Genomic DNA, 25,532 nt, shown 5'->3' on the forward strand with positions numbered 1-25,532 from the left:
ATGGAGGCCCTGACTACGCAACGACTGCTGAGCGTCTGGGAGCACGGCCAGCGGCGCCATCCCATCGACCGCGCGCTGCTGCTTTATGCGCTTGCCGCACCGGACACTCCCCCCGGACAGTTGGCCGATGCTCCGCTCGGTGCCCTCAATGCCGCCCTGTTTCGTTTGCACCAGGCGTGCTTCGGTCGCGAGCTGATGGCGTGGCTCGACTGTACGGCATGCGGCGAGCGGATGGAGTTCGTCCTCGATGCGAGCCAGTGGCCAGCCGCCTCCGCCAACGGAAACGTCCTGATCGAGGTCGCGGGACACCGCTTTCAGCGCCCCACCAGTCGGCACCTGGCCCGGCTGGTGACGCTGGATGACGAGCACGCGGCTGCGCGGCAACTGCTACATGACTGTGCCGAGGTGCCCGAGGCGCTGCCACGGGACGAACCGGCCCTCGCCGCCCTGCTCGAGGCCGTCGACACCGCCCTGGACGAGAGCGACCCTTGGGCCGACCTGGCGCTGGCCATGCGTTGCCCGGCCTGCGGTCACGACGACACCGCGAGCTTCGATATCGCTGGCTACCTGTGGGAAGAGTTCGACAGCCAGACCAAGCGCCTGCTCGATGACATTCATGCCCTGGCACAGGCCTACGGCTGGACCGAGCATGACATTCTCGCTCTGAGCGAGACCCGGCGTGCGGCCTATCTGGCCAGGATACAGTCATGAGCGGTCTGCTGCGACGCCTCGCCCGGCAGGCCACCGGGCGCGCCCTGCCCCGGATCCACGCCCCAGCGCGTCTGCCGTACCATGCCGCCCCCGACTTCCTGGCCGAGGAAATGCCGCGCACGGCGACGACGCTGGCGAGACCGGCACGGCAAGCACCCGGTGTGCCGGATCCTGCGTCGCTCCCGACCGACGCCACGGTCGAGCCCGCGACGGCACCGACCACCGCCGGCACGATGGCGCCGGGGGCAACGTCGATCGACACACCGCTGCTGACGCCGCTGATCGGGGAAATACCTTCGGTCGACAGAGGCGACATGAGCGACCCGACACTGGCCGATGCCATGACGCCGACACCTGTCCGATCGACGCCGTTACCGACGGATGCTGCGCCCATCGCGGCGCAGGCCATGCCGCCAAGTCCGGAAGCGGAATTCGTCACGCACACCACGGCGGTGAGAGCAGAAGAGACGCCCGATTCACGTGGCGAGCGTCTCGCCCCGCTCAGGGCCGGGGATCGGGTGGAGGAGACGGCACCATCGACCGCGAGCACAAAAATTCCAGCCACGACATTGCCGACATTCGGCACGCCGCCCGAGTCCGAACGACTGGCGCTATCGCCGCCGCCCGACGCGCTGCTGCTGCTGCTCGCCGAGCGACAGCCACCCCCGCGATCGCCCTCCATGCCCAGCCCCTCCGCCACCGCCGAAGGCAGGGTCGAGGTGCATGTGCATATCGGGCGCATCGAGGTGACGGCGGTGCCAACGCCGACTCCGGCCAAGCCACCCGCGGCGCGGGGGCGGAAGCCCATGTCGCTGGATGAGTATCTGGCCCGGCGCGCAGGACACCGATCATGAGCAATGCCCTGGCCATCGCCAGTGTTACCGCCGTGCTGCGCGACCGGCTCAACGACGGGCTTGTCAATAACAACGTCAGCGGCGTGCTCGGCAGCACCGTGACAGTCAGCGTGCTGCCGCCCGATCGCGTCGTCGCCGCCGACGGCACTGAATCGAGCCAGCTCAACCTGTTCCTCTATCAGGTCAGCCCCAACATCGGCTGGCGCAATGCAGACCTGCCGGCCCACGACGCTGCCGGCCGCCAAAGGCTCAGCAACCCGCCACTGGCACTTGACCTGCATTACCTGATCTCCGCCTACAGCGGCGGCGACCTGCATGCGGAGATCTTGCTCGGCTACGCCATGCAGTTGATGCACGAGTTCCCGGTGCTAACCCGCGAAATGATCCGCACCGCGCTCAACCCCTCGCCCGATGTCGGGCTGGATCTGCCGCCCGCGTTGCGTGCGCTGGCCGATTGTGGTCTGGCGGATCAGGTGGAACTGCTGCGCATCACCCCGCAGTTCCTGAACACCGAAGAGATATCCAAGTTGTGGACTGCCACCCAGTCCAACTACCGGCCCACCGCCGCCTACCAGGTGTCGGTGGTGCTGATCGAAGCCACCCGCCCGACCCGCCCGACCCTGCCGGTGCTCACACGGGGCGAGGTCGATCTCGTGTCCGGTCGCGAACGCGGCGTGGTCGTCACCCCGAGCCTGATCCCGCCGCTGCCGATGATCGAGGCGGTGCTGCCCGCGGATAACCAGCCCGTGGTGCTTCTTGACCAGGCGGTGACGCTGGAAGGCCATCACCTCGACGGCAGCAACCGCGAAGTGCATCTGCACAACGAGCGCTTCGACATTGCCGAGACGCTGCCGGCCAGCGGTCCGAACGCCGCCGATCGCATGGTGTTCGTCATTCCCGGCGCGCGCGCGAATGACTTTCCGGTGGGGGTGTACGACGTGGCCGCCGCGGTGGTACGCCCCGGCGACACCGCTCCGAGTGAGACCAACCGGCTCGCATGCGTCCTCGCCCCCAACGTCACCAACCTGCCGCAGGCGGTGGTGCGCGACGGCAATGGCGACGCCCATATTACGCTGACCTTCACCCCCGCGCTGCAACCCGGCCAGCGTGCCTCGCTCCTCATTGGCCAGGTCGAAGTCGCACCCGAGAGCTTTGTCGCACCGACCACGACGCTCGATTTCGTGGTCGAGGATGCCGAGATTGGCGCACCGCTCGCCCACCTGCGCATCGACGGTATCGACAGCCCGGTGGCCGATCGCAGTACCGCACCGCCGACCTTCCTCGATGTGCGGGTGACGATCTCATGAACACGCCACTCGACCTCGATTGGACCACCTCCAACCAGCAATTGCTGGTGGCCGAGTTCGCCCGCCTGCGCGCGCTTCTCGGCGACGGCGAGTTGGCGGCGGCGGAGCGGCAGGTCGATGCCATGACGCGGCAAATGCCCGCCCCGGCCGCCATCGACACTCTGGTTGCCCTGTTCGAGCTGAGCGACTTCGAGCGCGACATCCTGTTGCTGGTCGCCGGCGTGGAGATGGATGCTCGTTTTGGCGGCCTGTGCATCGCCAACCTGAGCCCTGCGACTGGCGGACCGGCGCACGCCCCGTGGGCGAACTTCGGCCTCGCGCTCGGGGCGCTGCCCGAGGCGCACTGGAGCGCGCTCACGCCGGTCGCCGCCCTGCGCCGCTGGCGCCTGATCGAGGTGGATGAGACTGCCGGCCTGAGCGCCGGCCGACTACGGCTCGACGAGCGCGTACTGCATTTCATCGCCGGCCTGAACTATCTTGATCATCGCCTGCGCCCGCTGCTGGACCCGGTGCCGCCCGCCGGCCTGATGGCTGAGCCACATCGTGCCCTGGCCGCCCGGATCGGCACCGAACTGCGCGCACACGGTGGCCGGCTACCGATGGTGATGCTCAGCGGTGATGACCGCGACGGACGGCGCGATGTCGCCGCCACCCTGGCCGATGCCCTCGGCGTGACGCTGTTTCAGCTGCGCGCGGCGGATATCCCGACCGCGCCCCACGAGCAGGCTGCACTGGCAAGCCTGTGGCAACGCGAAGCCGCACTGCTCGGCAGCGGCTTGCTGATCACCCACGGCGAGGACGACAGCGCCAGCCAAACCGCTGCCCTCGCCCGCTTCGTCCCCCGGATCGATGGTCTGCTGGTGCTTGCCGGTCCGACGGCGCCGCGTGTCGACACCGACACCCTGCACCACCTCGTCGACAAGCCCGACGCCCCCGGCCAGCGCCTGCTCTGGCACGCTGCGATGGGCGACCGGACCGGGGCGTTCGGCACAGCGCTCGACGGCTTCGCCAGCCAGTATCGCCTCGGTGCGCGACAGATCGCCCGTTGTGCCGCACAGATCGGCGGCACGGACGCAGCGCAGGACATCGCCACCCTGCACCGTCTCAGCCGCAGCGACGCCAGCGCTATCGGCGAACTGGCGCAGGAGATCGATGCCCGCGCGGGATGGGATGATCTCATCCTGCCCGACGCCCATCGCCGCGCCCTGCAGCAGATCGCGGTCCACGCTCGCCATCGCATCACCGTGCACCACGACTGGGGTTTTGCCGACAAGGGCAGCCGCGGGCTCGGCATCGCCACCCTGTTCAGCGGCGAGAGCGGCACCGGCAAGACGTTGGCCGCCGAAGTGCTGGCCAATACACTGGGCCTCGCGCTGTACCGCATCGACTTGTCGGCGGTGATCAGCAAGTACATCGGCGAAACGGAAAAGAATCTGCGCAAGGTGTTCGACGGCGCCGAGGACATCGGCGCCATCCTGCTGTTCGACGAGGCCGACGCACTGTTCGGCAAGCGCAGCGAGGTCAAGGACAGCCACGACCGCTACGCCAACATCGAGGTGAGCTATCTGCTCCAGCGCATGGAGGCCTATCGCGGGCTGGCCATCCTCACCACCAACCACAAGGCCGCGCTCGATACCGCCTTCAGTCGCCGCCTGCGCTTCGTGGTGCACTTCCCGTTCCCTGACGCCGGCCAGCGCGAGGCGATCTGGCGCAGCGTGTTCCCGCCCGGCACCCCGGTGGACGATCTGGACTACGCCAAGCTCGCCCGCCTCAACGCCACCGGCGGCAACATCCGCAACATCGCACTCGCCGCCGCCTTCCTCGCGGCCGAAGCCGGCACCCCGGTGGGCATGGCCCACCTGCTGCGCGCGGCACATGTGGAAGCGGCAAAACGCGAGAAGTCGCCTTCGGATGCTGAAACGCGGGGGTGGGTATGAAGGGCATCGTGGTGCACATCGACAGGCTCGTGCTGCGCGGCATCGACGCCGGCGATGCCGCCGCGGTGTCGGCCGGCGTGCAGGCCGGCGTGCAGGCCGAACTACAGCGCCTGCAGGGCGAACCGGGCGCTGCCGCCCATCTTGCCGCCGGAGGTCATCTGGCACGAATCAGGGCCGGCTCGGTACAGCTCGATGCGAACAGCACTGGGAGCGACACCGGCCATCACATCGGCCAGGCCATCGCCGGCGGCATTGCCCGAGGGGGGCGGTCATGAGCGCCCCGACCCGCTTTCAACCGCTCGCCCGGGCCCCCACCGACACGGCCGCGGGGGTGCTCCAGCGCAAGTGCGCCTGCGGCAACGGTGCATCGGCACTGAGTGGCGAATGCGAGGAATGCCAGCAGAAAAAGGCCCTTAGCCTGCAGGCCAGGCTCGAGGTCAGTGCCGCCAACGACCCCTTAGAGCAGGAAGCCGACCGCGCTGCGACACAGGTGCTCAACATGCCGGCGCCCCCCGCAGCTCCCTTGAGGTCGAAAGCGGACACCACCACGCCAGCTTTGGTCAGCCGTCGCCCGACACCCGCCACAGGCAGCGTACGCCGCGCACCGGCGAGCGTCGGCGCCACCCTGCGCAGCCCCGGCGAAGCGCTGTCACCGAGCGCCCGCGCCTTTTTCGAGCCACGTTTCGGGCACGATTTCAGCCGCGTGCGCGTCCACCGCGACGCCCCGGCCGCAGCATCCGCTCGCGAGGTCGCGGCACACGCCTATACTGTCGGCCATCATCTGGTGTTCGCCAGCGGCCGCTATGCACCCGATAGCGCATCGGGGCGCGCCCTGCTGGCGCATGAACTGGCGCATGTCATTCAACAACGGGCGGCCGTGCAGCGCAGTTCGGTATCGCCCGAGCCCGAAACACGGCGCAACCCGTCCGACACCGACGATGAGGATGAACGCGCCCTGACCGAAGCGCCGGTTGCCGGGGAACCGCTCGCCACAGCACCGGTCCCCGACGAAGCTGCGACTGAAAAGCCGCCTGGCGAAGCACCGCTTACCGAAGATGCCGACGAGCATGAAGCCGGCGGTGTCGGCGGGGTGCTCCAGCGTCAGGCGGCCAGCGAGCTGCCGGAGGGCGGCTGGCAGGAGAAGGACGAAGCCGCCGAAATTCGGGCGCAGGCAGCCGCCGCACATGAGTGCGTGCACGCCACCCCGGCCGACCCCACCGAGTGCGACCCGGCACGTGCACTGAGTTGGGCCGATTTCAGTGCAAGCCCGCCACGGCGCCACCGCTTCGATGCACTGACCCATTCCAGCCTGCGTCCACGCGCCATCAACACCGCCCTGCTGCGCTGCATGCCCGATTCGGCCGTGGCCGCCGGCGCGTCTTCGCGCGCGGTCCAGGCTTTTTTCAATCCAGCCCGCTCGTGGGTGAAACCGGCCTTCAGCAACCCGACCAATCCGGCCAGCAACAGCTGTAGGCGACAGGTAGCGCGGTGTCAGGCCCACTTCACCCGCCTGACACGGCGCGGCCAGACCGGCAACTTCGCCCTGTCGACCACGGCAAACCGCGGCTGCCCGGCCAGCGCCATCCCGCGTGGCGACCAGGCGACCAGCCACGCCGAATGCGCCACCGTGGTCGCAGCCGATTGCAGGGACCGCGCCGTGGCCGAGTCGGCCCGCTTGCTGGCGCACGAACGTGGTCACTTCAACCTGAGCTGCGCAATGGCCACCAAGGCCAACGGCATGCTCGCCGCCACGCCCGATTTCGACGCGCTGCTGCGTGCCGCACGTACCACGCTGGCACGACAGCAGAGCCTTTACGACGGCCAGACCAATCACGGCTGCAATGCTTCGAGGCAGGCGGCTTGGGAAGCGGCCATTGCGGCCGGACTGCCCGCGGTCACCATCACCATCCCGGCTCCGAGACGCGTTCGCCGGGGCCGAGCCCGGCGCGGGAGACGCTGATGAGCCGGCAGACGATTAGCTCGACTGCGCAACACGCCGCTGCCGATGCCCCGGCCACGCTGCTCCAGCGCAAGTGCGCTTGCGGCAAGGGTGCGTCCGCACTGACCGGCGAGTGCGAGGAGTGCCAGCAGAATATGGCACTGGGCCTGCAGACCCGGCTGTCGATTGGTGCTAGCGATGACCCGCTCGAAGGCGAAGCCGACCGCGCGGCGGCGCAGGTGCTGCACATGAACCCGGCCAATATCGGCACCGCCCGGGCGGCATCGCCGGTGCTGAGCCGGCGCGGCACCGGGGCACATGGCGGGCACCGGGACGCGGTGCCGGACAGCGTGCATCACACGCTGAGGTGTGCGGGCGAACCCCTGACGGGCTCGGCCCGCGCCTACTTCGAACCGCGCTTCGGCCACGATTTCGGCAAGGTACGCGTGCATCGCGACGCGCTCGCGGCACGCTCTGCACGCGACGTCGAGGCATACGCCTACACCGTGGGCCACAGCGTGGTGTTCGGTCGCGGACAATACGCGCCGGACGCGCTGGCTGGACGCGAACTGCTGGCCCATGAGCTGGCCCACGTGATCCAGCAATCGGGTACCCGGGGCGGGACCCTGCAGCGCGCGACCATCCGTCAGGGCAGAGTAAGCATCACCATCGACTACAGCGGCCTGACGACCGTGCCGGCAGCCGACCGTGCCGACCGCATCGTCGCCCTGGCGACCTCGCTAACCGGCCTTTCCCCGGACCCGGCACAGGACACCGCGATCCGCGCCCTGACCGCCAGTGAGCAGAACTGGCTCATGCATAGCCTGAAACTGCTCAGCGACAACACCGCCGCGGCCAGCACGCTCGATTGGGCAGTGGCCATACAACGCCTGCTGGACCAGGCATCACGATCAAGCCTGCAACCCCTGCCCGACCCCGGAAACCGCTACGTGCGCGAGGTGTTGCGTGTCTCCGGCTGGTCGGAGACCGCGCAGGCGCAGCGCCTGTCAGCGCCTGGCAGTGCCGGGAAAGCGGCCATCGACAGGATCGTCAATCCGCCGCCGACCACCGGAAGCGCTTCTGACCCGCTCGACGTTGCTGCCCTCAACGCCCGCCTGCCACCTGCGCTCACCCACTTGCTGAACCGGCTCGATCCGGCCAGCTGGACCAATGTCGACACCCGATCCCTGTCCGCCTTCCAGGCCATCGGCGACGTCGTGCAGCGCGAAGCACGAAGCTTTTTCGCCCCCTATGCCGATGCAGCCATAGACAATCTCTACGACCTCCAGCCGAGGTGGCATGCCTCGGCAAACATTTTCGACGTCGGGGCGCTCACGCCGACGACCGACCAGCGCCTGAGCTATCTGAGCAATCGGGCAGAGATCGTCGGGCGCAGCACCGCCGTCAGTGCGAGCGTGATCGACGCCAATATCTTTGCCGATGTCCATTTCGACCCGACCCGCCCCGCGGACCAGGCGGAGTTGTTTAGCATCGTGTCGACCATGGACTTGGATCCGGCGATCGCCCCCATCGTCGATCGGCTGATCCAGCACACCGGCCGCAAGACGGGTTCCAGGGCGGCCACCCGCATCGGTCTGGTCACCGAGTTCAACGCCGATCGCGCCACCGCCTGCGAAGACCATTGGGCCGGCATCGACACACTGTGCCACGAGGTGTTGCATGCGCTGGTGCATGCCGATTTTGTTGCCACCGCCGGGCGCGTCTCGTTTCCGCAGGTCATACGGGAAGGCTTCACCGAAGTGCTCGGGGTGCAGTTGTTCAACGACCGGGTGGTGCCCAAGGCCAAGGCGAATCCCACCTTCAAGGCCACGCTCGAGGCTGGGGTCAGCGGCGCGCCCTGCCCGGCACCGGCGGCAGCGACTATAGGCTACGGGTCGGCTGGCAGCGGCGCGGAGTCGATCCGCAGACGGGTGGGTAACGAGAATTTCCGCGCGGCCTATTTTCTCGGCCGTCCCGAACTGGCAGGACTACCAAGATGAGTACCCTGCTCAGCGCCCTCCAACCCTTGCTCAACCTCGATCCGGTGCGCTGGGGGGGCCTGCCTGACGCCACGGAGGCGCAGTTCGACGCCCTGTTCGGTCCGACAGACGAGCGCATCGACACGGTGCTCGGTGTTTACCCGGCAAGCCGCACGCGCTACCGCCATGACGGTGCCGCGAAAGGCTTGCTGATGTGGGCGCGGGACGGGATCGCAGTCATGGTTCAGACCGTGAAGCCGCCGGACCAAGCCGTTCTCGGCGAATTGCCCGAACCGGACGCCGTGCTCGCGCACGAGATCCTGGTACCTGGGGCCTACGCCCATGAGTATCTGTATTGCGCTACCGGACTGGTGCTGACCGTGGCTCGGGCCTTTCGCGGCGGCATGCCGGACCGGATCGTCCGCTGCCGCGGGATCAAGCCGCTGGACCGGGTTGAAGCCTTTGGTCCGGCCTACTACCAGGCCTTCGAGGACCGGATTCAATGGGCCGGGCTGGACGCGGGAGTCGAGCACACATGAAAGCCGCAACCAAAAACCGACAGGCCACACAAGGAGGACAGCATGAGCTTCACCCATGATGCCCGTCGCGCTGCCGCCAGTGTGACCACCGGCGCGCCGATACCGCGAATCAGCGCGGCCAGCCCGGCGGTGTCGCGCGATCCGGTGCCGGGCACTGAGGACAACGCCGCCTTCGAGGCCTCCATGGCGGAAGCGACATGCGATATGCAGACGCTGTGCCGGCTGAGCCTGCGCTCGCCCGAGGTGGTCAGTCGCACGCGCCTGATGCGCATTTTCGGCACCTGCCATCCTGGCGTGAATCCCGTCAACCTCGTCGCCGGCAACCCGTGTCTGACGCCCAATTTCGGTCTGCCGGCACCCGCGCTTGCCGTCAGTCCGCGGCGCACGCCGGGCCCCACGCCAGCCACGGGCGGCACACCGGGGCCGGCCGCCGGCGGAGGGGGACTTTCGCTGCCGTCCACCACCATCGCCTTCAATCTCGGCGCGGCGGCGGTCAGTATCGACCTCCCGGCCTCGCTCGCCGTCCGTCTGCCGGTGCCCTTCCGCGGCGCCGAACGGGTGGTGTTCGCCCTGAACGCGAGCACCAGCGAGTTCTCCTTCAGCGTCACCATCAACGCGATCCCGCATGTGCGCATCATCGCCCGCGCCAGCGCCACCCCCGAGGGCCGGGGCGCGGCCGGGCTTACCGTGCAGACCACACGCACCACCTGCCGGGCGGTCGATCCGGCCGCGGCGCGTTCGGCGCTGGAGGCAGCGGGGACGAAGTTGCGCGATGCGATCCAGGCGGTGCAGACCCCGCCCGCACCCGACCCCGAGGCCAGCGAACTGTCGCGCACCTTTGCGCCCCAGGCACGTTACGCCGAGGTGATCGGCGCGGTAGCCAAGCTCAAGTCGGAGATCGACCGGGTGGGTGCGCCCTGCCGCGAGGTACCGGTGATGTCCGCCGAATTCGGCGTCCAGGGCCCACTCACCCGCCCCGACGAGCCCGCCGGCCCCTCCTCCGTGCCGCCGGCCAGCTTTATCGGCGGCTCGCTTCGCCTGCACTTTTAGGGACGGCCCAAGCATGCGCGCGTACGGGCAATCTCCCCTCACCATCCAGGGTGGTCGCACCAGGAGCCTGTCAACGTCGCGGCTGATCAATGAATGCAAAGGAACGCCGAGATGACTTACACCTATCGTGGCGGCAAGAAACTGACACTCGAAAAACGACCGGATGCCTTCGTCTCGCGCGCGCTGCCCGACACGCTACGCGCGGCCGGCATTTCGGACGACGCCGAACAGGTCTCGTCCGGCTCTTCGCGGGTCCGCGGGCGAGCGCAGGATCTCGAAGCGATGATGGCGCAGGCGCGAGGGCTGGCACCGACCCACCATGCCTACACCGTTGCCGATACCGACCAGGACTTCCTGATCACCGACCGCGTGATCGTGACTTTCCACGAGGCGCTGAGCGACGAGCAGGTGGCCGAGTTCGCCGGGCGCTACGGCCTGATGCAGTGCGAGCGCTACTCGGACCGGGACTTCCTGTTCCAGCTCACCCAGCACACCGGCATGAACCCGGTGAAGCTAGTGGTGGCGCTGACCGAGAACGAGCCCCTGGTGGCACTGGCGGAAAACGATCTCAACTATCTGGTCACCAAGTACGCGCTGGTGCCGCCGAGTGATCCGGCCTATCTGCGCCAGTGGCATCTGCATGGCCATTTTGCCCACCCCGAAGTCGACCCGCGCGCCAATGCCCGCTGCGAGGCGGCTTGGGTCTTGCTCGATGGCTTCGGCAGCCCGGAGGTGGTGATCGGCGTAACCGACGACGGCTGCAAACTCGACCATCCCGATTTCGACTCGCAGGGCAAGTTCGCGACATGGGGCTACTTCAGCGGCACCCGGCTGGTGACCAGCCACGACATCGACGCCCAGCCCGCGGGCATGTACCAGAGCGGCGCCAACCACGGCACGTCGTGCGCCGGCGTCATCGCCGGTGAGGTCAATGGGGTGCTCAGCGTGGGGGCGGCCCCAGGCTGCCGGCTGCTGCCGATCAAGTGGGAGTCGCAAGGCCCCTCGCTGCTGGTCAATGATTCCAAGCTGCTCACCGCACTGAGCTTTGTCGCGGACAAGGTGGACGTGCTGTCCAACTCGTGGGGCGCGGTTCCGCGCTTCCTGTTCGCGTCCGCGGTGGTCAACCGGATCAACCAGCTTGCGCTCAGCGGGGGGCCACGCGGGCGCGGCATCCTGTTCTTGTGGGCGGCAGGCAACGAGAACTGCCCCATTCTTCATGACGCCGCGCAGGATGTGCCCTACACCCATGGCTGGGTGTTCCAGAGCAATGCATGGCGCTGGGGCGGAGTCGAGACCACGCGCCGCTTCCAGAACAATCTGGCCGACCTTCCGGGGGTGATGCATGTGGCCGCGCTGGCCAGTACCGCGCACCGCAGCCACTATTCGAATTACGGCACCGGCATCGATCTGTGCGCGCCGAGCAGCAACAGCCACGCCTTTTTCCGCATGGACGTGCCCGGCCGGGGCATCACCACCGCTACCGGCGAGAGCAGCCGCCTCACCGAGGATTTCGGTGGCACCTCCAGCGCCACGCCGCTGGTCGCCGGCATCGCGGGCCTGGTGCTGTCGGCCAATCCGGTGCTGAGCGCGCTGGAGCTGGCCTCGGTCCTGCGCCGCACCGCGGCCAAGGACCTGGATGTCACCCCCTACCCGCGCACCCCGCCGGCGAGCTACGACCCCGATACCTCATGGGACGTGTCGCCGGTCGCGCCCTTCGACAGCGGAGCGTTCCAGGACATCGGCCATGCCGACAGCAGCTGGAGCCCGTGGTTCGGCCACGGAAGAGTGGATGCCGAACGCGCCGTGGCACTGGCACGACAACTGCGCGGCGACACCGAGCCGGTGCCCGCACCGAAACCCGAGGGGCGCTATGTGTCGCAGCCGGGAATCGCGATTCCGGACAACCGTGCCGAAGGCATCAGCGACACGCTGGAGGTCAGCGCTGAGGGCAAAGTGAGCTTCCTGCGGGTTGCGGTGGAGATCCGCCATACCTGTATCGGTGATCTGGTGGTCACGCTCACCTCGCCCTCCGGTCGCGAGGTGGTGCTGCACGACCGAGCGGGCGGCAGCCGTGACGACCTCATGGGCACCTGGGACGCATCGACCCTGCCCGCCTTGCGCCACTTCGAAGGCGAGCCGGCGCGCGGCCTGTGGACGCTGAAAGTACGTGACGAGGCGGCGCTTGATACCGGACGGCTGAACGAATGGTCACTTGACATCGGCGCCATCACCCCGCCGCCGCGCGTGGTGGTAGAAGACACGCCGGGCATCCACATCCCCGACAACCGTACCGTGGGCATCGAGCGGGGCCTTGTCGTGGCCGAACAGGGGCTCGTCGTCGATATCGTGGTGACGGTCGACATCACCCACACCTACATCGGCGACCTGCGCGTTCGGCTGCGCTCGCCTGCCGGTATCGAGATCACGCTGCATGATCGCAGCGGCGGCAGCCAGGACAACCTGCGCGCAAGCTATGCCTCGACCGACGTGGCCGCGCTGCAGGCCTTGCGCGGCGACCCCTGCAGTGGCACCTGGACCCTGCTGGTACAGGATCTTGCCGCACGCGACGTCGGCAAACTCAACCGCTGGGCGCTCGACATCCAATTGGCCGCACCCGCCCCGACGAGCGCGAAGGCGGCCATCAGTGGCAAAAAGGCCGCAAAGGCGGTCAAAGGTGCCGCCGATAAGCCTAAAGGCGGTAAGGGCCAAGCGCGCCAAAGCGATGGCCGACTAGGGAGCAGTCCATGAGCGGATACAGCCAGTCCCCCCGCCTGGTCAAGGCCGGCATCGTGTTGATCGATCCGGGCTCTGCGCAGGTGCGCCGCGTAATTGCGCTTCAGTACAACCCGGACACGCTGACCCGCACGCTGCAGGCGCAGCACGTCGACGAGGGGGCGGAGCGCTCGGAGGCGCTGCGGCTGAAGGGGCCTGCGGTGGAAACCTTCAAGCTCGAGGCGGAGATCGACGCGGCCGATCAGCTCGAATTCCCGGAGCAGAACCGCAGCACCATCGAAGCCGGTATCGCGCCGCAACTGGCGGTGCTGGAGTCGCTGATCAATCCGGACGCCGCCGACCTGCTCGCGGGCAAGGCGTTGGCCGCCTCGGGCACGCTGGAGATCGCCCCGATGGAGTCGGCGCTGGCCATCTTCGTGTGGGGCGCCAACCGCATCGTGCCGGTGCGGGTGACCGAGTTTTCGATCACCGAGGAGGCCTTCGATCCGTTTCTGAACCCGATCCGCGCCAAGCTCAGCCTGGGGTTGCGGGTGCTGTCGATCGACGACCTGGGCTTCGATCACAAAGGCGGCAGCCTGTTCATGGCCTATTTGCAGGGCCGTGAAATACTCGCCGCGAAGGCCGCAACCTTCGGCTTCGATGCATTGGGCATCGGGGGTATTCCATGAGGGCGTATTTTATGACATCGGGAGGCTTGCCATGACCGATCCGCTCAAGGCCTTCATGCAGGCCAACGCGCTCACCACGCCGACGTTCCCACCCGACAGCCGCTACTACGGGCTGGACACCAAGCAGTGGATTCGCCCCGACGGCGAACCGGTGACCTTTGTGCGCCGCCGCTTCGTCCCGCCACCGGAGAACTTCGCCACGCTGAGCGAGCACCGCGTCGAGGTCGGCGACCGCCCCGACAACCTGGCCGCGAAATACCTCGGCGACCCCGAGCAATATTGGCGCCTATGCGACGGCAACGGCGTGATGCACCCGAACGAACTGGTCGACACCGTCGGCCGCCGGTTGCGCATCACCTTGCCCGAAGGGGTAGCGGGAGGCACGGATGTCTAGCGCCATCCACCTGAGCCTGCTGATCGGCCCGATCGTGCCCATCCCGGTGCCGGCGATGATGATCGACGCCCTCGAGTCGGTCAGCGTGACCAGCGCGGCCGGTGCGAGCAGCGGCTTTCAGCTGCGCTTCAAGGTCACCAGCAAGTCGGAGCTGAACACCATCTTCCTGATCGCCGTGGGCCAGAACACCAGCATCGGCACGCCACCACTGCGCGTGGTGCTGATCGTCACCCTCGGCGGACGTCCGCAGCCACTGTTCGACGGCGTGGTGACCAACGTCGAAGTGCAGGCCGGACAGAACAAGCAACCCGGCAGCATCACCGTGACCGGCGAGGACCTGACCAAGGTCATGGATCTAATCGACTTCAGCGGCCTGCCCTACCCGGCCATGCCGATCGAGGCGCGGGTGGCGCTAATCTGCGCCAAGTACGCGGCCTTCGGCATCATTCCGCTGCCGATCCCGGCTTTTTTCCCCGATGTACCGATCCCGGTCGAGCGCATCCCGGCGCACAAGGGCACCGACCTCGCCTACCTGCAGCAACTGGCGGAGGAAGTGGGCCACGTGTTCTACATCGAGCCGGGCGAGGCGCCGCTCACCAACATTGCCTACTTCGGTCCCGAGATCAAGGTCGGTCCGCCGCAACCGGCGCTCAACATCGACATGGATGCGCACACCAACGTCGAATCGCTGAACTTCAGCTTCGACCCGACCAAGGGCGTGCTGCCGATCGTGTTCATCCAGAACCAGCTCACCCGGGTACCGATCCCGATTCCGATCCCCAACCTGAACCCGCTGCAACCGCCGCTCGGCCTGCTGCCCGCACCCATCGCCAACATTAAAATGATGAAAGACACGGCCAAGCTCAACCCGATGCAGGCCATCTCCCGCGGGCTCGCCGAAGCGAAGAAGTCACAGGACGCGGTCACCGCCACCGGCACCCTCGACGTGTTGCGCTACGGCCGCATCCTCAAGCCACGCAAGCTGGTCGGCGTGCGCGGTGCGGGTATCGCCTACGACGGCCTGTACTTCGTGAGCAGCGTCACCAGCACGCTCAAGCGCGGCGAGTTCAAGCAGAGCTTCAACCTCAGCCGCAACGGGCTGATCTCGATCACGCCGAAGGTGCCGGTATGAAAACCGTCCTCTACTCCCTGAAAACCTACCTACCAGCGGGCCAACTGCCGGACCCGCCGAACACCTGCGAACCGGCGTGTCCGCGCCCGCAGCAGGCAAGGCCTCAAACGCCGCGAGGGTCCCATGACTGAAAAGTTCTACGGCAAGTATCGCGGCCTGGTGGTCTCCAATATCGACCCCATGCAGCAGGGTCGCATCCAGGTTCAGGTGCCGGATGTAGCCGGCCTTGCCCCGCTCAGCTGGGCGATGCCGTGCGCGCCGGTGGCCGGCATCCAGAACGGGATGTTCGCACTCCCTCAACCCGGTTCAGGCGTGTGGGTGGAATTCGAGCAGGGTGATGCGGACAAGCCGATCTGGGTCGGTTGTTTCTGGGGAAGTGCGGCCGAGGTCCCCGCGCTTGCGCTCGCCACACCGCCGGGCATGCAGGGCATCACCTTCCAGACCGCCCTGCAAAACGGCCTGACGATCTCGGACCTGCCCGGTCCCACCGGCGGAATCATGCTCAAGAGCGCCACCGGGGCCACGCTGATCGTCAACGACACCGGCATTTACATCCAGAACGGCAAAGGCGCCGCCATCACACTGATCGGCCCGACCGTGACCATCAACAACGGTGCACTGACCGTGCTCTAGGAGACCAACGACATGCCCGGCCCCCTCCTCCATGTCGGCGCAAGCGTCCTTTGCGCACACGGCGGCACCGCCAGCGCCACCGCACCGAATCCGCGCGTGCTGGTGAGCGGGCAGCCGACGGTGTTGATGAGCGCACCGTGGATGATCGCCGGCTGCCCCTTCAACGTATCGGGCAGTCCGGTGCCATGCGTGACCGGGCAGTGGGTGGTGGCGGCCACGCGGGTGATGTCCAATGGTCAGCCGCTGGTGCTGATGGACAGCCAGGCGGTGTGCGCCCCCAACGGCACCCCGCTGCTGCCGGTGGCGGCGCAGACACGGGTGATCGGGAGCTGACCATGACGATTCGCGTTCACTTTCCCTACCAGTTCGACGGCCGCGGTCGCACGCGCGAGGCCGACGAAGCCACCTGGGTACGTGGCCTGATCGAACAGGTATTGTTCACCGCGCCGGGCGAACGCGTCATGCGCCCGGACTTCGGCAGCGGCCTGCGCGAACTGGTGTTCGCGCCCAACAGCCCGGAACTCGCCGCCACCACCCAATTTCTGGTGCAGGGCGCGCTGCAGCAATGGTTGGGTGACCTGATCACGGTCGAGGCCGTCGAGGTCGAAGCGGTCGACGCACGCCTGTCGGTGACCGTGCAGTACGTGGTCCGCCGCAGCGAAACCCGCCAGCGCGATAGCTTCGTGCAGGGAGGTTCGGCATGACTGTCTATACCTGCTGCGAAGAGAACCGCCGTGCGGCGGTGGATGCGCACCCCACGCTCAACGGCATCGACTATCTGGAAGTGCTCGATCTCGACGCCCCGGCCGGCAGCCCCCGACAGCGCACCCTGATGATCCGGCTGCTCAAGCCGGTGCCGCCCGGGCTCACCCCCGAGAACGTGCGCATCGAGGGTGGCGAGCGCATCCGCCGGGTCGGCATCGAATGGGTCGGCATTGCCAGTGCCCCGCCAGCCGAAGCGACCGCGGCCGAGCAGGCGTGGTTCACCGCCCTGCCCGGGGCCGACCGGATCCTGCTGGTACGCACCAACAGCGAGGGTGACTTTTCCACCTACCGCCTGCACTTGCTGCAGGGTGGCGGCAACGATGCACCGCTGCCGGACTTCGACCCGCGGCTGTCGGCTGCCGAGTTCGCGTTCAAGGTCGAATGCCCGACCAACTTCGACTGCGCGCCACGCCACGACTGCGTGGAAGCCCCCAAACCGATACCCGACATCAATTACCTTGCGCGCGACTACACCAGCCTGCGCCGCCTGATCATCGACCGCCTGAGCCGCCAGATGCCCGGCTGGCGCGACCGCAGCCCGGCCGATCTGACTACCACGCTGGCCGAGCTGATCGCCTATGTGGGCGACCTGCAGCACTACCAGCTCGACGCGATCGCCACCGAAGCCTACCTGCACACCGCACGTCGGCGCAGCAGCCTGCGCCGTCACGCGCTGCTGGTCGATTACGCCATGAACGAAGGCTGCAACGCACGCGCCTGGCTGCATCTGCAGGTCAGCGGCGCGGCCTTCCCGTTACCGCCGGGGCTGCGCTTCCTCACCCGGGTGCCAGGCGTATCGCCACGCGTGACACCCGACTCACCCGAAGAGCGCGATGCCATGCAGGCGGAGCCGCTGATCTTCGAACCCATGCACGAGGCGACGCTGCGCATCGAGCACAACGATTTCGACTTCTACACCTGGGGGGATGCGCGCTGCTGCCTGCCGGTCGGCGCCCGCGCGGCGACCCTGCTCGGTCACTGGCCCGATCTGGCGGTCGGCGACGTGCTGATCTTGCGCGAGATGATGGGCCCGCTGAGCGGTGAGCCCGAGGATGCCGATCCGGCCCATCGCCACGCCGTGCGCCTCACCGAGGTGCGTGCCTTCGACGGGGTCGCGCCGCTGACCGATCCGCTCGACGACACCGAGATCACCGAGATCCACTGGCATGCCGACGACGCGCTGCCCTTCCCGCTGTGCCTGTCGAGCGAGACCGACGAGGCCCATGGCAGCACCCTGATCAACAATGTGAGCATCGCGCTGGGCAACAACATCCTGGTCGATCACGGCCGCAGCATTGCGGACGAGGCCCTTGGCAGCGTGCCGGAAGCGCGCCTGCACTTCGCGAGCGCCGGCGGCGATCCCTGCCAGCGTGCGGCGCCCGAGCCCCTGTCCCCGCGCTTCCGTCCGCTGTTGGCCGAGGGCCCGGTGACCCGGCAAGGCACGGTGCTCAAGACCCTCATCGAACACGGCCTGCGTCGCAGCGAGCGGCTGCGCTTCGACCCCGAGGCCGCGGCGCGCGCCGCACTCCAATGGCGCACCGCTGACGCCGTTCCCGCGATCACGCTGGAGAGCACCCTGGGCTCCAGCATCGAACCCTGGACGGCGCGCCGCGACCTGTTGTTCAGCCGCGCCACCGACACCCACCTCGTGATCGACACCGAGGACGACGGCAGCGCCCGGCTGCGCTTCGGCGACGACACCCATGGCCGCCGCCCTGACACCGGCACCGCCTTCGCCGCCACCTACCGCATCGGCAACGGCCCGCAGGGCAACGTCGGCGCCGAAACCATCACCCACGTCGTCACCACCGAAGGGCGAATCGAGACGGTTACCAATCCGATGCCAGCCACCGGTGGCGTGAGCCCGGAGACCACCGCCGAAGTGCGCCGCCATGCGCCGCATGCGTTCCACACTCAGGAGCGCGCGGTCACCCCGGCCGACTATGCGGAAGTCACCGAACGGCTCGCCGGGGTACAGCGTGCGGCGGCCAGCCTGCGCTGGACCGGCAGCTGGCACACGGTGTTCGTCACCGTCGACCGGGAGGGCGGCGAACCGGTGGACGCGGTCTTCGCCACCACCGCAATCGAGCATCTGGACCGCTACCGCATGGCCGGCCACGACCTGCGCATCAACGATCCGATCCATGTCTCGCTCGAGATCGACCTGCTGGTGTGTGTCGACGCCGGCTACTTCCGCTCCGATGTGCGTCACGGCCTGCTCGAGGTGCTCGGCGCGCGCACGCGCGCCGACGGTACCCGCGGCCTGTTCCATGCGGACAACTTCAGCTTCGGCCAGACCGTCTTCCTCAGCCCGTTGTACGCCGCCGCGCGTACCGTGCCCGGCGTCGCCTCGGTGCAGGTCACCCGCTTCCACCGCCAGGGCCACGAAGACCCGAAGCCGCTGGCCGACGGTTTCATGACCCTGGGTCGGCTGGAGATCGCGCGGCTGGACAACGACCCAAGTTTCCCCGAGCACGGCGTGCTGCGCCTTGAACTGCACGGAGGCAAATGATGAGCGCCCAGCGTACTTCAACGGATACCGGCTGCGATTGCTGCGCCGGCATCGAGGCCGATACGCCGCGGCGGATCGACAACCCGCCGAGCCTGCCCGCCATCGCCTACCGCATCGGTCGCCACGGTGATTTCGTAGACTCGATGCGCGCCCGCCTGTCCGGCGCCGACACCCCCGCGCTGGCCGCGCTGAGCACTCGCGAAGCGAGCGACTTCAGCCTCGCGATCACCGACGCGCTGGCCACCTCGCTCGATGTGCTCAGCTTCTACACCGAGCGCTTTGCCCAGGAACACTACCTGCGCACCGCCACCGAACGCCTGTCGGTGCGCGAGATGGCGCGCCTGATCGGCTACCAGCTCGCACCCGGTGTCGCCGCCGGCACCCACCTCGCCTTCACCCTGCAGACCACCCCGGCCGCGCCGGCCGAACCCATCGTGATCCCGGTCGGCACCCGCGTGCAGAGCGTGCCGGGCCAGGACGAACAGGCGCAGAGTTTCGAGACCGTCGCCCCGACCCCGGCGCGTGCCGAATGGAACGCAATTGCGGTGCAGCAGGGCAAAGCGCGCATCCCCGCGTTCGGCGACACCGCCTTGTGGCTCGACGGTCTCGACTTCAATCTTGCGACGGGTGATCTGCTGCTCATCGTCGGTGCCGAGCATGAAAGCGATCCGCAGAACGAACGCTGGGATGTGCGCGTGATCTCCAGCGTCCACCTCGACACCGAACGAAGCCTCACCCGCGTGCGCTGGAAAATCGGCCTCGGCCACAGCAAGCCTTTCGTGCTGCCGGCAAGCGAGGGCGTTCGCATTTTCACCTTCCGCAAACGCACTGCCGCCTTCGGCAGCAACGCACCCGACTGGCGTGCGCTGTCGGACGACATGAAGGCCACCTACATCGGCCTGCTCGGCGCGGACAACCTGCAGCGCCCGGGCGACACGGAAGAATGGCCCGACTTCACCGTGCTCGCGACGGTGTATCCGGAGCGGCGTGAGGGCAGCACCGCGTTCGACGAGATCCACATCGAGGCCACGATCGCCGAAGTCGCCGCCGCTGCCACGGCCGCCGCGCAAGGATCCGCCGCCCTCGCCATGCACCAGGCCGCCCAAGCCGGTGCGGGCGTCGTCGCTGCAGGCGGTCAGCTTGCGCAGAATGCGCTCGGTTTTGCACGGCAGAGTGCCGAGGGGATGGCGGACTTGGTCGGACTCGCGATCGACGATGTCGCACAGCAGGCACGCACCCTCATTCACACCCAGGGTCAGGCAGTACAGGCGCTACAGATGTCGGTGGAGTCGCTGGTAGGAAATATCGCCTTCGATTATGCGCGTCAGATCATAGGCGACCGCATCGCCGGCCTGCCGCAGCGCATTCAGGAATATGCCGCAAACGGTCTGAGCGATCCGGTGGAGGTCGCCAAGGCGGTGCTGGACGAGCTAAGCACGGCGCTGGCCGATTCGGTGCCTGCCACTGTGCTGCCCGATCTCCAGCCGGTGTGGGATGAGGTGATGGCGGCGGTCAATGGCGTACAGCAGCAGCTGGAACCGAATGCCGATGGCGCGCTGCAGCTGCCCAACTGGCTGACCGCGGTCGGCGAAGCGTTCGACAGTGCCGGAGCCGCACTGGACGAGGTGACCGTCGCGCTGAACGCCACGCAGTCCGAGTCGAGCAACGACGGACAAAGCGCTGCAACCATCGTGCGCGACGTGGTCGACAAGCTCAGGGACGCGATCGGCGATCAGCTCAGCCCCGAGCATTTCACCGAACTGCTGGACCTGAGCGGTGCAGTGGACAGTGTGCAGGACTGGACCGCGTCGTTGTTTGACGCCGGCGGTGCGGTGGGCCAATCGCTGCTGGCCTTGCAAAAAACCATCATCGAGGCGGCTGGAGCCGAGTTTGCCAAACTCGGCATGGACGTTGCGCGCATGGCGCAGCAGGCGAAACTAGGCATCGGCCATACTGCTGGACTGCTCAACCCGGCTCAGGCGCTGGCCGCGCTGCAAGAAGCCGGCAACGGCGTCGCCACCCATGCGCGCCAGGCCGGGCTCACTGCACTTGGCGCGGCAGCGGCGGCGGACATAGCCGCGCTGGTCACCGCAGCGGTCACCATCGCCCGTGCCCTGCCGCCTCAGCTTGCCCCCGATAACCCGGAAAAAATCGCGGATGTCGCCCGCCACTTCGCCGCCTACGGCGTCGCACGCGCGGGCGGCAGTCCGGTGAGCGAACCTGCCGCCGGCAGCCTGCTTGCACAAGTGGCGGCGCTCATGCCACCAAACCTGCTCGGACCGATGCAGGCCGCGGAACAGTTGCTGCCGCTGATCGGCGAGGCCGAAGGCTGGATGGATGCGCCGCGCAACGGCGCGCAGGCGGCCTATCAGCAGATCATTGCCAGCGTCGATCATGCACTCGCCGGTCAATACATCGTCGTCGCCTCGGGCCGCCGGAAGCCATTGCTCCGAGAGCCCGATGCGATTGACATCAGCCCGGTCAACGCTGCGGTGGTGGCCGATGGCTGGGCACTGTTGTCGGTACCCAATTCAATCGAGCTCTATCGCATCACCTCGGCCACCACCGCCAGCCGTGCCGAATACCTGTTGTCGGGGCAGACCACCCGACTCCACCTGAAGGGCGAGCTGCCTGGCGGTCGCCTGCCCGCGGAGTTCGAACACGCCGTGCGCAGCCTGAGCGTGCATGTCGAAAGCGAAGAACTCCCGCTCGCGCAGATCCCGCTCGAAATGCCGGTTTATGGCGAACAGGTTGCACTCGATGAACAGGTGGAAGCGCTGCTGCCGGGCCAGGCACTCGCCCTGAGCGGCAAACGCCAACGCATCGTGCTGGCGCGGGGGGCGAAGGATCTGCCATGGATCAGCGATGGCGGCACCACCCGCTTGCTGGCCGAAGGCGACAGCCTGAGGCTGATCGACGCCCCGGTGCGCATGATCGGTGCCACCCCGCACTACCTCGATCCGCAAGCCTTCGGGGCGGCCATCGGAAAGTTCGCCATGCGCCTGCGCTTGAGGCTGCAGGATCGCGACGGCCAGATCGGCGTCGTGAACCTGCGTGGCTCGGAAATCCGCCTCGAAGTGCCGCACGAGGACGACTTGGTGGTCGCCGAGATCATCTTCCTGTCCAATGCCGACAACGCAATTACCCGCGACCGCGATCGCACCCGGCTCAAGCTCGCCGCCGCCACCCGCCATTGCTACGATCGCCGCTCGGCCCGCCTCAACGCCAACGTCGCCCCCGCCACTCACGGCGAAACCGTCGAAGCGATCCTCGGCAGCGGTGACGGCAGCGTACCCAACCAGCGCTTTGCACTGGGCCAGAGCCCGCTCACCTTCGTCAGCGCACACACCCCGAGCGGGCGCGCATCCACGCTCGAACTGCGGGTCAATGACGTGTTGTGGAGCGAAGTCCCAACCCTACACGCCGCCCTGCCCGATACCCGCGTCTACGCCACCACGCAGAACGACGACGCGGTCACCACCGTGCATTTCGGCGATGGTCTGGAGGGCGCGCGCCTGCCCGGCGGCGAGAGCAACCTGCGGGTGCGCTACCGCAAGGGGATCGGCGTCGACGGCAATCTGGCGGCGGGCAAGCTGACCACCCTGCTCAGCCGTCCCCTGGGCGTCACCGCGGCGCTTAACCCCGAGCCGGCGACCGGCGGCGAAGATGCCGAGACCCTGGCGCGGGCGCGCGACAACGCACCGCTCACCGTACTGACCCTGGAGCGCGCGGTGTCGATCGACGACTACGCCAACTTCGCCCGCGCCTTCGCCGGCATCGACAAGGCCCATGCCCTATGGATTCCGGCGGGGCCGGCGCGCGGCGTTTTTCTGACCATCGCCGGGGTCGATGGCGCCGAGGTACCGGAGAGCAGCGACACCTACCAGAATTTGCGCGACGCGCTCACCACCTATGGCGATCCGCTGGTGCCGCTGCGCATGCTCAATTACACCGACGCCCGTTTCCGCTGTCGGCTGTCGATCAAGGTGTTGAGCGAGTTCGAGACCGATCCCGTGCTGGAGGCAATCGAGGCCACCTTGCGCGAGCACTTCGGCTTCGCCCGCCGTGCCTTCGGCCAGACCGTGTCGGTCGACGAAGTGGCCGCCGTGGCCCAGGGGGTACGCGGGATCGAGGCGGTGCACGTGACCCGGCTGTATCGGCTCGGGAGCCCGCCCGCACTGGTGCCGCGCTTGTTCGCCAGCGTGCCTGTGGCCTCGCTCACGGCCCTGCCGCAGCCCGCTGAACTGCTGACCCTGGCCACGGATCCGATCGAACTGGAGGTGCTGCCGTGAACTTCGACGCTCAAGCCCTGTTCGAGCTGTTGCCCGCCGTCCACCGCATCCGCGATGCCGAACTGGCGCGCGCCGGGGGCTTGCAACGCGGCCCGCTGGAAGAGCTGATCTCCGTGCTGGCCGAGCAGATCGGCGTCGCCGAGGAGAGTCTGGAACAGCTCGACGACGACTTGTTCATCGAAACCTGCGCCGACTGGGTGGTGCCCTACATCGGCGACCTGATCGGCTATCGCAGCCTGCATCAGGTGGCGCCGAGCGCGTCCAGCGCGCGCGCCGAAGTCGCCCACACCATTGCCTTGCGCCGGCGCAAGGGCACCGCGCTGGTGCTTGAACAGCTGGCACGCGATGTCACCGGTTGGGACGCGCGCGCGGTGGAGTACTTCCAGCGCCTGTGCACCACCCAGACCATGAACCACACCCGACCCCACAACCTCCAGTCGCCCGACCTGCGCGCCGGCGAGGCGCTCGAGTGGATAGGCACCGCCTTCGAAACCGCAAACCGCAGCGTGGGCGTGCGCCGCATCGAGTCCGGACGCGGCCGCCACAACATTCCCAACGTAGGCCTGCACCTTTGGCGCATCCAGGCCTGGCCGCACCGCGAATCGCCGGCGGCGCGCGAGGGCCTGAGGCGCTACCGGGCCAGCCCGCTCGGCCACGACCTGCCGCTCTACAACCGCCCGCGGACCGAAGACGACATCACCCACCTGGCCGAACCGGACAATGTGCCGTGGCCGCTGTCGCGCCGTCGTCTGGGCACCCATCTGGCCCGCCACTACGGCGAGCGCGCGAGCGCCGGCGACCCGCTGGACAATCCCGAGCCGGCGCTGATTCTGACGGTCGACGGCACCGTGATCGAACGCGACCGGATCCACATCTGCAACCTGGCCGACGATGCCGGCAGCTGGGCGCACAGCCCACCGCCCGACGGTTTTTACGCCATCGATCCGGTGCTCGGTCGAGTTTCCCTACCGCTGGATGCACCCGACCCGGCCGATGTCCGCCTGACCTGGCACGAGGGCTTTTCCGCCGCCATCGGCGGCGGCGAGTACGAGCGCGGCCACAGCCTGCCACTGCCTCCAGACACCACCGCGGTAGTCCGGGTGCCGGACGAGCATCCCACACTCGTCGCTGCACTGACCGCGATTGCCGGCAATGGCGTGATCGAGATCACCGACAGCAGCCGCTACGAGGAAACGCTCGCCATCGACATCGTTGCCAATGGCAGCGTGGAGATCCGTGCCGTGAATGGCCGCCGACCGCTGCTGGTGCTGGGAGGACTGAGCATCAGCGGCGCCGCAAACAGCGCGTGCACCCTGAACGGCTTGCTGGTATCCGGCGCCGCGCTGGTCGTACCCGATGCCGCAGGCAATGTGCTGGGACGGCTCAATCTGCTCCACTGCACGCTGGTACCGGGGATCACACTCAATCCGGACGGCAGCGCAGAGCAGCCCGTCACACCGAGCCTGCAGCTGGCCATCACCGGGCTCGAAACCGAAATCGAGCGCTGCATTATCGGTGCCATCCGCAGCCACGAACGCAGCACCGTTCGCGCCACCGACAGTATCATCGACGCCACCGCGCGCGACGGCGTGGCCTTTGCCGCGGCGGACGACGCAGCCCCCGGCGCGGCACTGTCGCTGATCGCCTGCACGGTGATCGGCAAACTGCACACCGCCGAGGTCGGGCTGATCTCCAACTGCATCCTGCTTGCCGCGCTGGCCGCCGCCGACACCTGGGCCGCCCCGGTGCGCGCGGCCCGCAAGCAGACCGGCTGCGTGCGCTTCTCGTGGCTGCCGTTGGAATCCATCGTCCCGGCCCGCCACCGCTGCCAACCCGACTCCGCCGCGGCCGCACAGCAAATCGCGCCGCGCTTCAGCTCGCTGCACTACGGCTCCCCACCCTACGGCCAGCTATCCACCGCCACGCCGGCGCAGATCCTGCGCGGCGCCGACGACGAGAGCGAGATGGGCGTGTTCCATCACCTCTACGGCGCCCAGCGCGTGACCAATCTGCGCATCCGCCTCGCGGAATACCTGCGGGTCGGTCTGCGTGCCGGCGTTTTCCACGAATCCTGAGGGAGTCCACAT

General features: G+C 68.0%; 19 protein-coding genes. All 19 read left to right on the top strand.

All coding sequences use genetic code 11. The features are described from left to right. The 19 genes from ACM26W_RS17150 to ACM26W_RS17240 all read left to right on the top strand — a co-directional run bounded on the left by ACM26W_RS17150 (position 1) and on the right by ACM26W_RS17240 (position 25,520). Positions 1–711: a hypothetical protein gene (locus ACM26W_RS17150; RefSeq protein WP_416138186.1), complete on the top strand. Its 711-nt coding sequence runs from the start codon at positions 1–3 to the stop codon at positions 709–711. Next, a complete protein-coding gene (locus ACM26W_RS17155) occupies positions 708–1,565 on the top strand; it encodes a hypothetical protein (protein ID WP_416138187.1) in 858 nt (285 codons plus the stop codon). Before ACM26W_RS17150 ends, ACM26W_RS17155 begins: the two co-directional genes overlap by 4 nt. After that, complete coding sequence (locus ACM26W_RS17160) at positions 1,562–2,872, top strand: DUF4255 domain-containing protein (RefSeq protein WP_416138188.1); 1,311 nt, start codon at positions 1,562–1,564, stop codon at positions 2,870–2,872. The genes ACM26W_RS17155 and ACM26W_RS17160 overlap by 4 nt, the downstream gene beginning before the upstream one ends. After that, a complete protein-coding gene (locus tag ACM26W_RS17165) occupies positions 2,869–4,809 on the top strand; it encodes an ATP-binding protein (RefSeq protein WP_416138189.1) in 1,941 nt (646 codons plus the stop codon). Before ACM26W_RS17160 ends, ACM26W_RS17165 begins: the two co-directional genes overlap by 4 nt. Further along, positions 4,806–5,084: a hypothetical protein gene (locus tag ACM26W_RS17170; RefSeq protein ID WP_416138190.1), complete on the top strand. Its 279-nt coding sequence runs from the start codon at positions 4,806–4,808 to the stop codon at positions 5,082–5,084. The genes ACM26W_RS17165 and ACM26W_RS17170 overlap by 4 nt, the downstream gene beginning before the upstream one ends. Next, a complete protein-coding gene (locus ACM26W_RS17175) occupies positions 5,081–6,769 on the top strand; it encodes a DUF4157 domain-containing protein (protein WP_416138191.1) in 1,689 nt (562 codons plus the stop codon). The genes ACM26W_RS17170 and ACM26W_RS17175 overlap by 4 nt, the downstream gene beginning before the upstream one ends. Continuing rightward, on the top strand, positions 6,769–8,748 hold the full coding sequence (locus ACM26W_RS17180; protein WP_416138192.1) for a DUF4157 domain-containing protein: 1,980 nt from the start codon (positions 6,769–6,771) through the stop codon (positions 8,746–8,748). Before ACM26W_RS17175 ends, ACM26W_RS17180 begins: the two co-directional genes overlap by 1 nt. Beyond that, a complete protein-coding gene (locus ACM26W_RS17185) occupies positions 8,745–9,266 on the top strand; it encodes a hypothetical protein (RefSeq protein ID WP_416138193.1) in 522 nt (173 codons plus the stop codon). Before ACM26W_RS17180 ends, ACM26W_RS17185 begins: the two co-directional genes overlap by 4 nt. A gap of 42 nt (positions 9,267–9,308) precedes the next feature. Further along, positions 9,309–10,316 carry a hypothetical protein gene (locus tag ACM26W_RS17190; protein WP_416138194.1) on the top strand — a complete coding sequence of 336 codons (1,008 nt, stop codon included), beginning with the start codon at positions 9,309–9,311 and terminating at the stop codon, positions 10,314–10,316. Positions 10,317–10,427: 111 nt separating this feature from the next. Then, positions 10,428–13,064, top strand: coding sequence for a proprotein convertase P-domain-containing protein (locus ACM26W_RS17195; protein WP_416138195.1), 2,637 nt, complete (start codon positions 10,428–10,430; stop codon positions 13,062–13,064). Next, entirely contained in the window at positions 13,061–13,717 is a 657-nt protein-coding gene (locus ACM26W_RS17200) for a hypothetical protein (protein ID WP_416138196.1), read from the top strand. The genes ACM26W_RS17195 and ACM26W_RS17200 overlap by 4 nt, the downstream gene beginning before the upstream one ends. 31 nt (positions 13,718–13,748) lie before the next feature. Continuing rightward, a complete protein-coding gene (locus ACM26W_RS17205; protein WP_416138197.1) occupies positions 13,749–14,111 on the top strand; it encodes a LysM domain-containing protein in 363 nt (120 codons plus the stop codon). After that, the gene (locus tag ACM26W_RS17210; protein WP_416138198.1) at positions 14,104–15,243 is read left to right on the top strand and encodes a hypothetical protein; all 1,140 of its coding nucleotides are present in this window, start codon (positions 14,104–14,106) and stop codon (positions 15,241–15,243) included. The genes ACM26W_RS17205 and ACM26W_RS17210 overlap by 8 nt, the downstream gene beginning before the upstream one ends. A gap of 123 nt (positions 15,244–15,366) precedes the next feature. Beyond that, positions 15,367–15,876, top strand: coding sequence for a phage baseplate assembly protein V (locus tag ACM26W_RS17215; protein ID WP_416138199.1), 510 nt, complete (start codon positions 15,367–15,369; stop codon positions 15,874–15,876). 126 nt (positions 15,877–16,002) lie between these two features. Further along, entirely contained in the window at positions 16,003–16,209 is a 207-nt protein-coding gene (locus ACM26W_RS17220; protein WP_416138200.1) for a hypothetical protein, read from the top strand. Between the two features lie 2 nt (positions 16,210–16,211). Then, a complete protein-coding gene (locus ACM26W_RS17225) occupies positions 16,212–16,580 on the top strand; it encodes a GPW/gp25 family protein (RefSeq protein WP_416138201.1) in 369 nt (122 codons plus the stop codon). Next, the gene (locus tag ACM26W_RS17230) at positions 16,577–19,153 is read left to right on the top strand and encodes a putative baseplate assembly protein (RefSeq protein ID WP_416138202.1); all 2,577 of its coding nucleotides are present in this window, start codon (positions 16,577–16,579) and stop codon (positions 19,151–19,153) included. The genes ACM26W_RS17225 and ACM26W_RS17230 overlap by 4 nt, the downstream gene beginning before the upstream one ends. After that, positions 19,150–23,445, top strand: coding sequence for a putative baseplate assembly protein (locus ACM26W_RS17235; RefSeq protein ID WP_416138203.1), 4,296 nt, complete (start codon positions 19,150–19,152; stop codon positions 23,443–23,445). The genes ACM26W_RS17230 and ACM26W_RS17235 overlap by 4 nt, the downstream gene beginning before the upstream one ends. Continuing rightward, the gene (locus tag ACM26W_RS17240) at positions 23,442–25,520 is read left to right on the top strand and encodes a hypothetical protein (protein WP_416138204.1); all 2,079 of its coding nucleotides are present in this window, start codon (positions 23,442–23,444) and stop codon (positions 25,518–25,520) included. Before ACM26W_RS17235 ends, ACM26W_RS17240 begins: the two co-directional genes overlap by 4 nt. Positions 25,521–25,532 lie beyond the last annotated feature (12 nt).

It is taken from the genome of Halomonas sp. HK25, assembly GCF_047795635.1.
Lineage (GTDB): Bacteria > Pseudomonadota > Gammaproteobacteria > Pseudomonadales > Halomonadaceae > Halomonas.

Coding starts and splice junctions, on each gene's coding strand:
- ACM26W_RS17150 (WP_416138186.1), top strand. CDS start 1: ATGGAGGCCCTGACTACGCAACGACTGCTGAGCGTCTGGGAGCACGGC.
- ACM26W_RS17155 (WP_416138187.1), top strand. CDS start 708: ATGAGCGGTCTGCTGCGACGCCTCGCCCGGCAGGCCACCGGGCGCGCC.
- ACM26W_RS17160 (WP_416138188.1), top strand. CDS start 1,562: ATGAGCAATGCCCTGGCCATCGCCAGTGTTACCGCCGTGCTGCGCGAC.
- ACM26W_RS17165 (WP_416138189.1), top strand. CDS start 2,869: ATGAACACGCCACTCGACCTCGATTGGACCACCTCCAACCAGCAATTG.
- ACM26W_RS17170 (WP_416138190.1), top strand. CDS start 4,806: ATGAAGGGCATCGTGGTGCACATCGACAGGCTCGTGCTGCGCGGCATC.
- ACM26W_RS17175 (WP_416138191.1), top strand. CDS start 5,081: ATGAGCGCCCCGACCCGCTTTCAACCGCTCGCCCGGGCCCCCACCGAC.
- ACM26W_RS17180 (WP_416138192.1), top strand. CDS start 6,769: ATGAGCCGGCAGACGATTAGCTCGACTGCGCAACACGCCGCTGCCGAT.
- ACM26W_RS17185 (WP_416138193.1), top strand. CDS start 8,745: ATGAGTACCCTGCTCAGCGCCCTCCAACCCTTGCTCAACCTCGATCCG.
- ACM26W_RS17190 (WP_416138194.1), top strand. CDS start 9,309: ATGAGCTTCACCCATGATGCCCGTCGCGCTGCCGCCAGTGTGACCACC.
- ACM26W_RS17195 (WP_416138195.1), top strand. CDS start 10,428: ATGACTTACACCTATCGTGGCGGCAAGAAACTGACACTCGAAAAACGA.
- ACM26W_RS17200 (WP_416138196.1), top strand. CDS start 13,061: ATGAGCGGATACAGCCAGTCCCCCCGCCTGGTCAAGGCCGGCATCGTG.
- ACM26W_RS17205 (WP_416138197.1), top strand. CDS start 13,749: ATGACCGATCCGCTCAAGGCCTTCATGCAGGCCAACGCGCTCACCACG.
- ACM26W_RS17210 (WP_416138198.1), top strand. CDS start 14,104: ATGTCTAGCGCCATCCACCTGAGCCTGCTGATCGGCCCGATCGTGCCC.
- ACM26W_RS17215 (WP_416138199.1), top strand. CDS start 15,367: ATGACTGAAAAGTTCTACGGCAAGTATCGCGGCCTGGTGGTCTCCAAT.
- ACM26W_RS17220 (WP_416138200.1), top strand. CDS start 16,003: ATGAGCGCACCGTGGATGATCGCCGGCTGCCCCTTCAACGTATCGGGC.
- ACM26W_RS17225 (WP_416138201.1), top strand. CDS start 16,212: ATGACGATTCGCGTTCACTTTCCCTACCAGTTCGACGGCCGCGGTCGC.
- ACM26W_RS17230 (WP_416138202.1), top strand. CDS start 16,577: ATGACTGTCTATACCTGCTGCGAAGAGAACCGCCGTGCGGCGGTGGAT.
- ACM26W_RS17235 (WP_416138203.1), top strand. CDS start 19,150: ATGATGAGCGCCCAGCGTACTTCAACGGATACCGGCTGCGATTGCTGC.